Origin of the sequence: Sanguibacter sp. Z1732, from assembly GCF_051020515.1 — a bacterium.
Classification (GTDB): domain Bacteria; phylum Actinomycetota; class Actinomycetes; order Actinomycetales; family Beutenbergiaceae; genus CALKWS01.
On sequence record NZ_CP194857.1, the window covers coordinates 1,586,527 to 1,600,375 of the forward strand.

Consider the following 13,849-nt stretch of genomic DNA (forward strand, 5'->3'; position numbering starts at 1 on the left):
CGCCGGTACCGGTGGCCCGGACCCGCCCACGGCGGTGGGTCCGGGCCACCGGTGTGCCGGGCCGGGCACGCCGAGGGCCGCCGGACGGCTGCAGGGACCTCGTGGGTGGGTCCGGGCCGTCTCAGTCGCCGGTGCGGCCCAGGGTTCCCAGATACAGCTCGATCACCTTGGGGTCGTGCATCAGTTGCTGTCCGGTGCCGGTGTAGGCGTCCCTGCCCTGATCCAGCACGTAGGCCCGGTCGCTCAACTGCAGGCACCGCTGAGCATTCTGCTCCACCATCAGGATGGAGACACCGGCGGCGTTGATCCGCTGCACAGCCTCGAAGACAGTGTCCTGCATGATCGGGGACAACCCGGCCGAGGGCTCGTCCAGGAGGAGTACCTGCGGGTCGGTCATCAGGGCCCGTCCCATGGCGACCACCTGCCGCTCACCCCCGGACAGCGAGCCACCACGCTGGCGGCGACGCTCGTGCAGCACCGGGAACAGGTCCGTCACCACCTGGTACCGCTCCTCGTACTCCCGGGGCCGCAGGTACAGCCCCATCTGGAGGTTCTCCTCGATGGTCAGGGAGGGGAACACGTTGTTGTTCTGGGGCACGTACCCCACGCCCCGATCGACGAGCCGGTAAGTGGGGACCCCCACGATGTTCCCGCCGCGCAGCAGGACCTCGCCGCTGCGCACCGGCACGATCCCGAACATCGCCTTGATCAGGGTGGACTTGCCGGCCCCGTTCGGGCCGATGATGCCCACCAGCTCGCCCTCGCGCACGTGGACATTGCAGCCGTTGAGGATGTCCACCTCCGGGATGTAACCCGCCACGAGGCTGCGGCTCTCCAGCAGGATGGCGCCGTCCGGCGGGCTGTTCCGCTCGGTCGAGGTGGCCCCGTGGTCCGTGCCCGCCGGGTCGGCGTCGCCGTCTCGCTCCTGACTCATCGCTCCTCCTGCCCGCCGGACTCGGCCGGCTCGGCGCGGGTGCCCAGGTAGGCCTCGATCACCGCAGGGTTGGTGCTGATGTCGGCCGGGCGTCCCTCGGCGATCACCGCGCCCTGGGCGAAACAGATGATCCAGTCGCTGATGCTCATGATGACGTCCATGTCGTGCTCGACCAGCACGATCGTCTTGCCCTCATCGCGCAGATTCTGGATGTGCCCCAGCAGGGACTGGGTCAGTGCCGGGTTCACCCCGGCCATCGGCTCATCGAGCATGATCAGGTCCGGATCCACCATCAGAGCCCGGGCCATCTCCAGCAGTTTGCGCTGCCCGCCGGACATGGTGCCGGCGAACTCATCGCGCATGTGGCTGAGCCGGAAGCGCTCCAGCAGCTCGTCGTCGGCGCGGGCCTCGATCTGCCGCTCCTGACTGCGCCACAGGAACGGTAACTGCGCGGCCAGGATGTTCTCGCCACGCTGGCCGGTGGCGCCCAGCATCACGTTCTCCAGCGTGGTCAGGCGCATCAGGGCCTTGGTGAGCTGGAAGGTGCGCACCATGCCGCGGCGGGCGATCTTGTAGGCGGGCAGCCCACGCAGCGACTGTCCGTTGAAGGTCCAGCTTCCGGCGGAGGGTCTGTCGAAGCCGGAGACCAGGTTGAAGAAGGTGGACTTACCGGCACCGTTCGGTCCGATCAGGGCGGTGATGGTGCCGCGCTGCACCTCGAGGTGGTCCACGTCGACGGCTCTGAGGCCGCCGAAGTGACGTGTCATCCCGGTGGCGACCAGGATCGGGTCGGGCTTGGCCACCCCGGGCTCGGGCGCGACGTCGGCCAGGGCCTTTGCCGCGATTACGGCCCCGGAGGAGGGCCCGGCCTTCTCCCGTGCCTCCTCGTGCTCGACCAGATCCTCCCGCTCGTCCAGGATCTGATCGCGCGCCGCGGTGACGTCCTCCTCGGTCCGGTCCGGGACCGGGGAGGACTCGGGGCGTGGCTTATCGGACACTGAGACGGATCTCCTCTGCGTTGCCGAGTATCCCGGCCGGCCGGAAGGCCATCAACAGCACCAGCAGCAGCCCGACGAACACGAATCTCATCGCGCTGACGTCACTGGAGGCCAAGATCGAGGACGGGATGATGCCCTGGGTGGTTGCCTGGCGCAGCAGCGCGTCGAGGAAGGTCAGCAGGAACCAGAAGATGACGCTGCCCACGACCGGTCCCATGATGCGGCTGGCACCGCCCAGGATCACGATGGCCCACAGGTAGAAGGTCACCGCCGGCATGTAGATGTCGGGGTTCACGGTCTGGCCGTGCATCGCCATCATCGCCCCGGCCAGAGCGCCGAGCACACCGCCGAGGACCAGGCTCTGCATCTTGTAGGCGTAGACGTTCTTGCCCAGGCTGCGGGCGGCGAGCTCGTCCTCACGGACCGACTTCAGCACCCGGCCCCACGGGCTGCGCATCAGCAGGAACACCAGGAGGGAGAAGAAGGCGACCAGACCCCAGGTCACCGTCATCACCCACAGATTGCGCGCGGAGAAGGAGAACGGGCCCAGCACCAGCGACTGGGTGTAGGGGTTCAGCGCGAAGAAGTCTCCCGCGAATTGACTCAGCCCGTACACCCCGCCGGTCAGCGGTTCGGCCCAGGATGAGCGGTACAGATAGCGCAGCACCTCCGCGGCCGCGATCGTGGTGATGGCCAGATAGTCCCCGCGTAATCGCAGGGTGGGGATGCCCAGGATCAGGGCCAGGACCACCGCGCACCCGATGCCGATCAGGATGCCGACCCACAGCGGCAGGTCCCAAGTAGCCACGCTGACCGCCACGCCGTAGGCGCCCACCAGCATGAACCCGACCTGGCCGAAGTTCAGCAACCCGGTGTAGCCGAAGTGCAGGTTCAGCCCACCGCGGCGAGCGCGTAGATCGCCGCCTCCGGCCCGATCGCCCCGCGCAGTGCGTTGGCAAGAATGTCCATGAACTCCATATGCGACCTCCCGCGCCTAGCCGGCGCGCTCCGCTCTGCCGAAGATCCCCTGCGGGCGCAGTAACAGCACCAGGATCAGCACGAGCAGCGCCCAGAAGTTCTGCAGCGCCGGCGGGAACCAGAGCGTGGACCACTGCGAGACCAGCCCGATGATCAGGCTTCCGACCATCGCCCCGTAGGCGCTGCCGATGCCACCGAGGATCACCCCGGCGAACATCAGCAGCAACAGATAGAAGCCCATGTCCCAGTACACCGCCGAGGTCAGGCCGTAGAAGACCCCGCCCAAGGCGGCCAGGCCACCGCCGAGCACCCACACCATCAGGATCACCCGGCTGACGTTGATCCCGGAGGCCTCGGCCAGGTCCTTGTTGTCCGAGACCGCACGCATAGCCTTGCCGATCCGGGTCTTGGACAGCATGATCCCGATCCCGACCATGATCGCGAACGCCAGCAACGTCACGATCAGGTCCCGTGGGGTGATGCGCACCATCCCGATTTCGAGGGCGGTCTGCACGGTGTAGGTGTCGTACTGCCCGCGCCTGGAGCCGAACACCACCAGCAACAGGTAGCGCAGCAGTAGGGACAGGCCGATGGAGATGATGAAGAGTTGGATCAGTCCGGTGCCGCGTCGTCGCATCGGCAGCCACACGGTCTTCTCCAGGGCCCCGGCCAGGAGCGCACCGACCACCATCGCCAGCGCCGCAGCCAGGATCAGTGGCACGTTCCCCGGGGAGGTGGACAGGAAGAAGGCGGTGACCGCACCGAGCGTGACGAACTCGCCGTGGGCGAAGTTGATCAGGCGCGTGGTGCCGAAGACCAGGGACAGACCCACAGCGGTGATGGCGATGATCGCGCCGAGTTTGATCCCTTCCACGGTCAGTTGCGCGAACCGGGCGGAGAAGGAGGCGCCGCGGGGCTGCTCGGTGGCGATCGCGCCCTCGTCCTCCTCCGGGGTGGCGGCGTCATCGACGGCAGCGTCGTCGTCGGTTTCGGTCTCGGTGGGTTCGGTGCCCGGCGCCGGCTGCTGGGTCTCATCGGCGCCGATCAGCGGGAACGGCACCCTGGTCTGCAGCCGGCCCGGGCGCACCAGGATGTCCTCGCGGCGCTCACCGGCCTCCTGCTGGGGCTGCAGGTCCGCGGGCAGCGTGTCCACGTCCAGGACGACGTCGAAGGTGCCCGGGCCGGGCACCTCCAGTTCCCAGGCGCCCTCGCCGTCGGTGACCGACTCGCCCAGTTCCTCGCCGGCCTGTTCCAGGGTCAGGCCCGCACCCTCGACCGGGTCGCCGTCGGGGTCGTTGATGGTGCCGAAGAGCACCTGGGCATCGCCGTCATCGGTGCTCATCGGGGCCGGACCGCCGCCGGGAAGGGCGACGGCGGTCGCGGCCGCGGGAGTCATGACCAGGAACAGGAACAGGGTCGCCAGCAAGGGGGCGATGCGTCGCTGCACGGCACACTCCTTCCTTGGCATCGCGCAAAGTCAACCACAACCGGACGAGCATCAGATGACAATTGATCAGATTGATATCTGCGCCGCGCCCCGCCCCGCTCAAGCAGGCGCGGGCTCAGTTGGTTCCCAGTTGCCACGCACCCCAGATCGAGGTGACGCGGTAGCCGAGGGCGACGTTGATGGCGAGCATGTGCTCGTTCTCCTGGGCGTTCCAGGTGTGCACCCGGCGCACCCGCGGGGCTTCGCGGGCGAGCAGGTCCAGGTTCGCCGTCTTCAACAGCATGCCGAGCCTGTGTCCGCGGTGCGGCGTGAGCACCACGGTGTTCTCCTGGTAGGCCACCTGGGGCTTGCGCGCATCGAGATGGATCTCGGTGTAGCCGGCCAACTCCCCGGTGCGCGCATGCATTGCGGCGGTGGTGATCGAGCGCATCCCGGAGGCGGACAGCACCTGCTCGGCGTGCCGGATCCGGTCGCCGTCCCAGGTCTCCTCCTGGTAGTCCAACTCACCGGTGGGTGCGTCCGTGCTCATCGCCCGCAGCAGGACCGCCATCCCCGCCAGCCAGCGCTGTGGCACCGGGCCGGTCCAGGAGACGAGTTCGTAGTCCTCCCCCGCGCCGGCCCTCGCGGCGGTGTTCAACCCGGCGAGCAGGCCATCGGGCAACGGCAGGTGCTGCACGGAGTGCCGGTCCACCTGCGCCAGGGTGAAGCCCCGTTCCCGGGCGAATCGCACCCCGCCTTCCCGGGCGTCCACCCGGCCGCTCCCGGTCGGCGCCACCAGCGCATCGGGGGAGTCGGCTTCAGGTTCGGTGCCCTGGCAGGTCTCGGCGGTGACCACGGCGCGACCGGACCCCCGGATGCGGTGCAGCGCCCGGGCCCACAGTGCCGAGCCGATGCCGCGGCGCCGGTGGGTCGTGCGCACGATGACCGAGACACGGGCCAGGTGGGTGTTGTCCGTCATCGGATAGTCGAGCCAGGCGGTTCCGAGCACCGCGGCCGGATCCTGCCCGAGGTCGGGGTCCAGGGCTAGCAGCACCTCCTTGCGGGTGTCGCGCTGGTTACCCAGGCGCACCGCCACCTGTTCGCCATCCTCGGCGAGATCGTCATTGCCCAGCACCGCCACGAGATAGTCCCGGTCCAGTTCGGCGATCCCGCGGATCTGCCAGGGCGGCTCGGCCCGGACACCGGCCGCGCCGGCGCCTGATTCGGCACCGGTGGCCCCCTCGGGGGAAGCGCCGTCGTCGGCCGGCAGCGGTGCAGGAGTGATCACGAACCTGCGCATGCACCGCAGCATCCTCCTGAGCCGGTGCGGGTGCCAAGCGAATTCGTAGAACCGGGTCCAGGTGCCGGGCCTTGCTATTGTGCGGCACGAGAACGGGATGATCGATGCTCTACCGGCGTGCTGGCGGCGCGGCCGCTCGGTCCTTGGAGCGAAGGGTGTGGGGACAGTGGAGGTTGCTCCGATTCTGTTCGTCGTCGTCGTGGTCGCGGTCGGCGCCGCGATCGTCACCCATGTCCTCAACCGTAAGCGCCAGGAGCGGATCCGGGCCTACGCCCGGCACCGCGGCTGGACATACCAGCCGCATTCGCGGGAGGTGGCGAACCGTTGGACCAGCCCTCCGTTCGACGCCGGCCGCGCCCGGCAGGCGAACGAGGTGCTCACCGGGACGTTCCACGGTGAGCAGGCCGTCTCCTTCAGTTACCGATACGTCACCGGCAATGGCAAGAACAGGAGCACCCACCACTTCCACGTGGTGGCCCTGCACCTTCCTGCGGCCCTGCCCTGGTTGCGACTCAACCCGGAGGGGTTCGGCTCGGCCATCAGCAAGCTCTTCGGCGGGCAGGACATCCGGTTCGAGTCCAAGGCCTTCAACGACACCTGGCGGGTGCAGGGCCCGGAGGGGCAGTTCCCGTTCGACTTCATCCACCCGCGGATGATGGACCGCCTCATGCAACCCGACGCGGTCGGGCACAACATCACGGTGGAGGGCCAGGACATCCTGTTGTACGTCCGTGGCCGCCAGGAGGTGGAACGGATCGACTTCTACCTCAATCTGCTCCTGGGCATCATCCAACTGATCCCCAGGCATCTGTGGCTGCGCGTGGGCCACGACCCGCTGGCCCGGCGGTAGGGCGCCCTCCTACGCGCCGGCGGAGTCGTCGTCGACTCGTTCGGCAGCGGCCACCCGCTGCTGGACTCGACGAACCCGATCCACGTCTAGTTTGACGCTGCGGTCGAATCGGTAGATCCCGTTCTGCTCCTGGAACACGTCGGTGAGCTGGGTGTAGCAGTACCCGAACATGTTCGGGTCATCCAGCAGCACATCGGTGAGGCCGGCGAACCGGACGTGGAACTCCTCCTCATCGGCGACCCGCTGTCCGTACCCCCAGGACTCGGTGCGGTCGGTGCCGTCGGCCTCGGCCGCTTCGTCGGGGTTCCACCAGATGCCGCCGTACTCGCTGACGAAGTAGGGCTGGCCGGCGTAGGGCAGGGAGATGGTTTGTCCGTCATGGGTGTTGACGAACGGATCGCCGGTTGCCAGGCCGGCCTGCTGTTCGGCGAACGCCGCCGGATCCTGCTCGTAGGAGTGGGAGTCGTAGACGTCGGTCTCGGCCACCCGGTGGGAGTAGCCGGAAGCGTCGATGACCGGGCGGGTCGGATCGGTTGCCTTGGTGGCCAGGAACATCCCGCGAGTGACGTCATCGAGCACGGTGATCTCGTCGTGCAGCACCTGCCAGGTCTCGTTCAGCGGGCACCACCCGATGATCGCCGGGTGGTTGTAGTCGCGCTTGAGCACCTCGGTCCACTGGGTGATGTAGGAGGCGTCGGGGCGCTGATGGTCGCTGCGGTGACCCTGGGCGGAGCAGCCCCAGTCGGCGAACTCGCCCCAGAGCAGGTAGCCGCGCCGGTCGGCGTGGTACAGGAACCGCTCCTCGAAGACCTTCTGGTGCAGGCGGGCCCCGTTGAAGCCGGCCAGGGACAACTCGATGTCCTCGACCAGGGCGGCATCGCTGGGTGCGGTCATCAGCCCGTCGGGGTAGTAGCCCTGGTCCAGTACGAGCCGCTGGAAGACGACCTCACCATTGAGCCGAACCTGGTTGCCGTCGATGCTGACCGAACGCAGGCCCGCGTAGGAGTCGATGGCATCGAGCACCGTGCCGGCTTCGTCCAGTAGTTCCAGGCGCACGTCGTAACAGAAGCCCTCCCCCACCTGCCACAACCGGACGCGGTCGGGCGGGACGGGCAGGTGCAGGGCGGGGGCCAGGTCCAGGTCGGCGCGTACCTGAGTGGCGACGACCTCGCCGTCGGCGTCGGAGACGACGGCGCGCACGGTCATTCCGCGCCGGTTGGCGCTGAGCGGTGCCACGACGCGGAAGGCCGATGCGGCCACATCCGGGGTGATCCGCGGACGGCGCAGGTGCACCTGGGGGACCGGCTCGAGCCAGACGGTCTGCCAGATCCCGGTGGTGTGCGGGGTGTAGTGGCACTCGGAGTTGGCGTACTTGGTGGCCTGCTTGCCGCGCGCCTGGGGGATATGGCGCCGGTCCCGGGCGCGCACCACGATGGTGGCCTCCTGCCCGGGCTCGGCGACCCCGTGCAGGTCGGCGGTGAAGGAGGAGAACCCGCCGCGGTGGCGGGCTACCTGGGTGCCGTTCACCCAGACGGTGGCGTCGTGGTCCACCGCCCCGAAGTGCAGCAACACCCGCTGCCCGCTCCAGCCCGCCGGGATGGTCACGGTGCGCCGGTACCAGACGGCTTCCATGAAGTCGGTGTTGGCGACGCCGGAAAGTTCGGATTCCGGCGCGAACGGGACGGTGATCGCGCCGGAGAGTTCGGCATCGACGAGCCCGCGCTCCAGGCCGGAATCGCCGGGATCGACCTCGAACTGCCAGGTGCCGTTCAGGTTCAGCCAGTCCGAGCGCACCATCTGCGGGCGGGGGTACTCGGGGCGGGGGACGGCGGACGTGTGGTCGTGGGTCTGGTCGGGCGTGTGCTCGGGCATCGCATGCACCTTTCGGTACGACTTCAGTACAACGACTGCAGTACAACGTTGTAGGGCTGCACGGAAAGCATACTCGTGCCCACGGGAACGCGCAGCCATGGCCGCCGGGGTGCGCGGTCAGCGTGCCGGCGCGGTGCTGTCCCGGACGTGGATCTGATGCGGCAGCACGTGGACTTTGCCGGGACCGGCACTGCCCTCGATGCGGTCGAGCAGGAGGTCCACGGCGAGTTCGGACAGTGCCTGGAGATCGGGAGTGACGCTGGTCAGGCTCGGGTTGGCGAACCGGCCCTCCTCCGACCCGTCCCAACCCAGCACGGCCACATCCTCGGGCACGCGCAGCCCGGCCTCGCGCAGTGCTGCCATCACACCGATCGCCAGTTGGTCGTTGGCGCAGAAGATCGCGTCCAGGTGGTCGGTCCCGGACTTCGCCAAGAACGTCGAGATGCCGTCGTAGCCGGTGGCGCGTGAGTAGACCGTCGTCGGGAGGATCGTGGGCGTCATGGCGTTCCCGATCGCCTCCAGGTAGCCATCGCGCCGCAGGCTGCCCGCGCCGCTGGCGCTGCCCCGCCGCTGGTCATGGGGTGGATCCGGATCGGGGTGGGGGTCAGCGCCCAGGAACACGATCGCTCGCCGACCGGTATCCAGGAGGTGCTGGGTCGCCTCCCGCGCCGCAGCGACGTTGTCGATCAGGACGCGGTCCAGGGCCAGGTCCCTGGTCAGTTCGGCCAGGCCGTGTTCGCCGAGGACCACAGTGGGCAGCGTGGTGCCCGCACGGCGGATCTCCTCGGGGTCCAGTGACTGGGGGGAGTAGATCAGGCCGTCCAACAGGTGCACCCCGAAGCCGTCGGCAGCGTGGCGTTCCTGTTCGACCTCGGCGAGGGTCTCCTCGATCAGGACGGTGTAATCACGCTTCCCGGCGGCTTCGATCACGGCGTGGGCGAGGTCGGAGAAGTAGGGCAGGCGCAGGTCCGCCACGGCCAGCCCGAGGATCCGGCTGCGTCCCTGGCGCAGGTACCGCCCGGAGAGCGTGGGGCGGTAGCCCAGTTCGGCGATCGCGGCCTCCACCCGCGCCCGGGTCTGCGGACGCACTGGTGCGCTTTCGTTGACCACGTTGGAGACCGTCTTCCATGAGACGTTCGCCAGTGCCGCCACATCCTTGATCCCGGGACGGGAGCGGGAGCGCCCCTGCCCGGGCGTGGCGGAATCGGCACGAGACATCACCACAGTGTGCCGCACCCGGCCGTGGGTGCACCGGGCGCCCCGGGGTCTTGACACGGCGGGGGAACCTCGCCACCCTACTTGCAACGTTGTAGTGACCCGTGATGATGCGGGCCTCAAGGAGGTCGTCGATGACCAGATCCATGCCGCACAACGGCGCACCGTTGCCACCGCGCCCGTCCGCGGCGGGTCGCGGACTCACGGGACTCTCGCGGCGCGGGGTCCTCCAGGGTGCGCTCGGTTTCGGTGCCCTGGCCGCCGCGGGAACCTTGGCCGGCTGCTCGGGGAATGTGCGCACCGCCACGGCCGGAGGCCCGCTGGTGCGGGTGTGGGACCTGCTCGGCGGCTCCGACGGGGAACTGATGGACCACATCCTCGATGACGTGCGCGGCGAGGTCACCGACGCGGTGATCGACCGCACCACGCTTGCCTGGGGACCTCCCTACTACACCAAACTCGCCATGGCTGCCGCCGGAGGCCGGGCGCCGGAAGCGGCCATCGTGCACTTGTCCCGGCTCATCGGCTACGCCCCCGGCGGGCTGCTGGAACCGTTCGACCTGGACATGCTCGCCGAGGTGGGCATCACCGAAGCCGACTTCCCGCCGGCCCTGTGGGAGCGGGCCCTGTACGAGGGGGAGTTGTACGCCCTGCCCCTGGACACCCACCCGGTGATCCTGTTCTACGACCCGGCGGTTGCCGAGCAGGCCGGACTGATCGGCGACGACGGGCTGCTGACCGAGATCACCAGCCCCAGGAGTTCCTCGACGCCGGCCGCGCACTCGCCGAGGTCACCGGGGACACCGGCATCGCCTATGGCTACCTCAACGATGGGGCGCAAGCCTGGCGGCTGTTCTGGGGACTGTACGGGCAGAAGGGCGCCGAGTACGACCTCACGCCCGGGCGCCCGGCCGAACTGGATGTCGACGCAGCCACGGAGATCCTGGAGTTCATGCAGTCGATGTTGGACGGCACCGTGACCGCCCCGAACAGCGACTACGGAAGCGCGATCGCCAACTTCAACACCGGGCGGGCCGGCGCCATCATCTCCGGCGACTGGGAGTTGAACAGCCTGCGCGGTGCGGTTCCCGATGTCTCCGCGGTGCCGCTGCCCATCATCTACGACCAGCCTGCGGCCTTCGGCGACTCCCACGCGTACGTGCTGCCGCGCCAGATCAGCCCGGACCCTGAGCGTCGGCGGGCTACGTATGAGGTCCTGGCCGCGATCCTGCGCGAGGGCAAGGCCTGGGCCGGCGCCGGGCACATCCCCACGCTCACCGAGGTGGTGGAGTCCCAGGAGTACCAGGAGATGACCCCGCAGGCCAACTACGCCGAGGCCGGCGAGTGGATTTTCCTGGACCCCCCGGTCTGGTTCACCGGATCGGGTTCGGACTTCCAGAACCGAATGTGTCAGGAGATGCAACGCGCGCTGCTCGGCCTGATCTCGGCGGAGGAGGGCGTGCAGAGCATGCTCGATGAGATGAACGTCCTGCTGTCCTCACCGGCACCGGCCTGACCCGGAGGGATCGATGGTTTCCACAACGACTTCAGCCCCGATGTCCGTCCCCCGCGACGTACGCCGGGCCCGACGTGAGGCCGAGCGCCGCGCCCAACGCCTGCACTCGGGGGGAAGCGGTTACTGGTTCCTGGCCCCCTTTGCCCTGGCGTTCCTCCTCTTCCTGGTCTGGCCGATCATCTACGGCATGTGGATGAGTCTGACCGACCGATCCCTGATCGGCCTGGAACCCTCGGTGATCGGCTTGTCCAACTACGCCGAGGCGTTCTCCGATCCGCAGGTCTGGCAGACGCTGTGGCAGACCGTCTTCTTCACGATCATCACCACGATTCCGCTGGTGATCGTGGCACTGGTGATGGCTTTGCTGGTGTACACCGGGCTGCCAGGGCAGTGGTTGTGGCGGTTCGCGTTCTTCGCCTCCTTCCTGTTGCCGGTCGTCGTGGTCACCGATGTGTGGTCATGGTTGTTCAACCCCGAGCTGGGTCTGCTCAACACCTGGCTGACCGCCGTCGGACTCGACCCGGTGGGTTGGCTCACCGACGAACGCGTGGCCATGTGGTCCATCGCGCTGGTGACCGTGTGGTGGACGGTGGGTTTCAACTTCCTGCTCTACCTCTCGGCGTTGCAGGCCATCCCCGAGCATCATTACGAGGCCGCGGCGATCGACGGGGCGGGGGCCTGGCGGCGGCTGTGGTCGATCACGCTGCCGCAGGTACGTCGGATCACCGGGGTGGTGCTGGTGTTGCAGATCCTGGCCTCGCTCAAGGTGTTCGACCAGATCTACCTCCTCACCGGTGGTGGCCCCGCCGGCTCGACCCGTTCGGTGCTGGTCTACATCTATGACACCGGCTTCGTGAACTACCGGCTGGGCTACTCGGCAGCGATCTCCTTCATCTTCTTCGCCCTGATCGTCGCGGTGTCACTGACCCGGTTGCTCGCAGCCCGAAGGGAGCCCTGAGATGGCGACGCAGTCCCTCGTCCTACCCGAGGTGGCCCGCCGGCGGGCGATCGTGCGCCGCGCGGAGAGCCGGCGCGCGACCAACCTGCTGCTCGGCTCCAGCACCGGCGGCAGAGTCCTCTCCGTGGCGGCGCTCATCCTGATGACCGTGATCTGGCTGCTGCCGTTCGCCTGGGCCGTGATCACCTCGTTCAAGTCCGAAGTCGACGCGGCCAACCCCGGGGAGCTCGTGCCCGAGGGCGGGTGGACCCTCGGCGCCTACATCGGCGTCATCACGCGCGGCGCCCTTCCCCTGTGGATGTTCAACTCCTTGCTGGTGGCCGTGCTGGTCACCGCTATCACCCTGATCATCTCGGCAATGGCGGCCTATGCCTTCTCCCAGTTGGTGTTCCGAGGCCGTGGCTGGATGTTCGCGGTCACGATCGCCTCGATCATGGTGCCCGCCCAGATCCTGATCGTGCCGCTGTTCCAGCAGATGCTGGTCTTCCGCATGGTGGACACCTTCGCCGGAATCATCCTTCCCCAGGTCGTGGCACCGATCATGGTGTTCATCCTGAAGAAGTTCTTCGACGGCATTCCGCGCGAACTCATCGACGCCGCCCGTGTGGACGGCGCCGGCACCTGGCGCACCTTCTGGACCGTAGTACTGCCGTTGTCCCGCGCGATCCTCGGGGCGGTGGGGATCTTCGTGTTCATCAGTGCGTGGAACAACTTCCTCTGGCCCTTCATCGTCACCACGGACTCGGCGCTGATGACCATCCCGGTGGGCCTGGCCACGGTGACCGAGACCTACGGCCTGCAGTACGCCCGCACCATGGCCGCGGCGCTGCTGGCGGCCCTGCCGCTGCTGGTGGTGTTCATGTTGTTCCAGCGCCAGATCGTGCGCGGGGTGGCCACCACCGGCATGGGCGGTCAGTAGGACCGCTTCGGCGTTAGGCAACGCCCGGAAGCCGGTTCGGGCGGCCGTACCCCGCCCGGCGGGCACATCACGGCCGCCCCGGTTAGCGTGGTGAGCGGACCTGATGACAGCGACGAAGGGAGAGCATGATGGCTGACCTGAGTGGAAAGAAGATCGCGTTCCTGCTCACGGACAACTTCGAGGACAGCGAGTTGACCAGCCCCTGGCAGGCGGTCACCGACGCCGGCGCCCAGGCGGTGCTCGTGTCGCCCGAGCGGGAGCGCGTCGAGGGCAAGAAGGGCCACACCCAGGACGTGGACATGCACGTGAGCCAGGCCAAGGCCGCCGACTTCGACGGCCTGGTGCTGCCCGGCGGCACCTCCAACGCCGATCACCTCCGGATGGACACCGACGCGGTCGACTTCACCCGGGACTTCTTCAACCAGCACAAGCCGGTCGGGGTGATCTGCCACGGCCCCTGGATCCTGGCCGATGCCGATGTGCTGAAGGGTCGCACGATCACCTCTTTCCCCAGCCTCAAGACCGACCTGCGCAACGCCGGGGCGACCTGGGTGGATGAGGAGGTCGTGGTGGACCAGGGTCTGGTGTCCAGCCGTACCCCGGATGATCTGCCCGCCTTCAACGACAAGATCGTGGAGGAGATCGGCGAAGGTAAGCACGCCGGTCAGACCGCCTGACCCCGCGGGCTCTGCCCGCCGCACAGCACCGCGCAGGACCGCATGTGCCGACCGGCGCAATCGGGGGTCCGGACACCCCGGGGGTCCGGACCCCCGCGGCTTCTTCGCGCGCACTCCTCGCACACTTCTGCCCACCCCCTGCCCCGACCCCGGGGCGGCGGTGGAACGATAGGGAGGGTGCCACCCGTAGCACGCTCACCGGAAGC

At 68.4% G+C, this 13,849-nt stretch carries 12 protein-coding genes; 5 read left to right on the forward strand and 7 right to left on the reverse strand.

Annotation, left to right across the window (positions count from 1 at the left end; all coding sequences use genetic code 11):
* Positions 1-121 precede the first annotated feature (121 nt).
* From ACRRRO_RS08480 to ACRRRO_RS08500, 5 genes are all read right to left on the reverse strand, one after another.
* Entirely contained in the window at positions 122-934 is an 813-nt protein-coding gene (locus tag ACRRRO_RS08480) for an ABC transporter ATP-binding protein (protein ID WP_424795462.1), read from the reverse strand.
* Positions 931-1,932: an ABC transporter ATP-binding protein gene (locus ACRRRO_RS08485; protein WP_434081385.1), complete on the reverse strand. Its 1,002-nt coding sequence runs from the start codon at positions 1,930-1,932 to the stop codon at positions 931-933. Before ACRRRO_RS08485 ends, ACRRRO_RS08480 begins: the two co-directional genes overlap by 4 nt.
* Positions 1,922-2,800 (reverse strand): branched-chain amino acid ABC transporter permease, encoded by an 879-nt coding sequence (locus ACRRRO_RS08490; RefSeq protein ID WP_434081386.1) that lies wholly within the window; start codon positions 2,798-2,800, stop codon positions 1,922-1,924. Before ACRRRO_RS08490 ends, ACRRRO_RS08485 begins: the two co-directional genes overlap by 11 nt.
* A gap of 126 nt (positions 2,801-2,926) precedes the next feature.
* Positions 2,927-4,357: a branched-chain amino acid ABC transporter permease gene (locus ACRRRO_RS08495; protein ID WP_424795459.1), complete on the reverse strand. Its 1,431-nt coding sequence runs from the start codon at positions 4,355-4,357 to the stop codon at positions 2,927-2,929.
* A 115-nt stretch (positions 4,358-4,472) separates the two neighbouring features.
* Positions 4,473-5,636: an N-acetyltransferase family protein gene (locus ACRRRO_RS08500; protein WP_424795458.1), complete on the reverse strand. Its 1,164-nt coding sequence runs from the start codon at positions 5,634-5,636 to the stop codon at positions 4,473-4,475.
* 166 nt (positions 5,637-5,802) lie between these two features.
* Here ACRRRO_RS08500 and ACRRRO_RS08505 point away from each other — a divergent pair, with 166 nt between their 5' ends.
* On the forward strand, positions 5,803-6,486 hold the full coding sequence (locus ACRRRO_RS08505) for a hypothetical protein (protein WP_434081387.1): 684 nt from the start codon (positions 5,803-5,805) through the stop codon (positions 6,484-6,486).
* Positions 6,487-6,495: 9 nt separating this feature from the next.
* On the opposite strand, the gene ACRRRO_RS08510 is transcribed toward ACRRRO_RS08505, so the two are convergent.
* Both ACRRRO_RS08510 and ACRRRO_RS08515 read right to left on the reverse strand, forming a co-directional pair.
* Positions 6,496-8,358: a glycoside hydrolase family 2 protein gene (locus ACRRRO_RS08510; protein ID WP_434081388.1), complete on the reverse strand. Its 1,863-nt coding sequence runs from the start codon at positions 8,356-8,358 to the stop codon at positions 6,496-6,498.
* A gap of 117 nt (positions 8,359-8,475) precedes the next feature.
* Positions 8,476-9,576, reverse strand: coding sequence for a LacI family DNA-binding transcriptional regulator (locus ACRRRO_RS08515; RefSeq protein ID WP_424795455.1), 1,101 nt, complete (start codon positions 9,574-9,576; stop codon positions 8,476-8,478).
* Between the two features lie 610 nt (positions 9,577-10,186).
* Here ACRRRO_RS08515 and ACRRRO_RS08520 point away from each other — a divergent pair.
* From ACRRRO_RS08520 to ACRRRO_RS08535, 4 genes are all read left to right on the forward strand, one after another.
* Positions 10,187-11,089: an extracellular solute-binding protein gene (locus ACRRRO_RS08520; RefSeq protein ID WP_434081389.1), complete on the forward strand. Its 903-nt coding sequence runs from the start codon at positions 10,187-10,189 to the stop codon at positions 11,087-11,089.
* A gap of 40 nt (positions 11,090-11,129) precedes the next feature.
* Positions 11,130-12,047: a carbohydrate ABC transporter permease gene (locus tag ACRRRO_RS08525; RefSeq protein WP_424788695.1), complete on the forward strand. Its 918-nt coding sequence runs from the start codon at positions 11,130-11,132 to the stop codon at positions 12,045-12,047.
* Between the two features lies 1 nt (position 12,048).
* Entirely contained in the window at positions 12,049-12,966 is a 918-nt protein-coding gene (locus tag ACRRRO_RS08530) for a carbohydrate ABC transporter permease (RefSeq protein WP_424788694.1), read from the forward strand.
* A 128-nt stretch (positions 12,967-13,094) separates the two neighbouring features.
* Positions 13,095-13,643, forward strand: a complete 549-nt coding sequence (locus ACRRRO_RS08535) for a type 1 glutamine amidotransferase domain-containing protein (protein ID WP_424795454.1) — start codon at positions 13,095-13,097, stop codon at positions 13,641-13,643.
* The last annotated feature ends 206 nt before the right edge of the window (positions 13,644-13,849 follow it).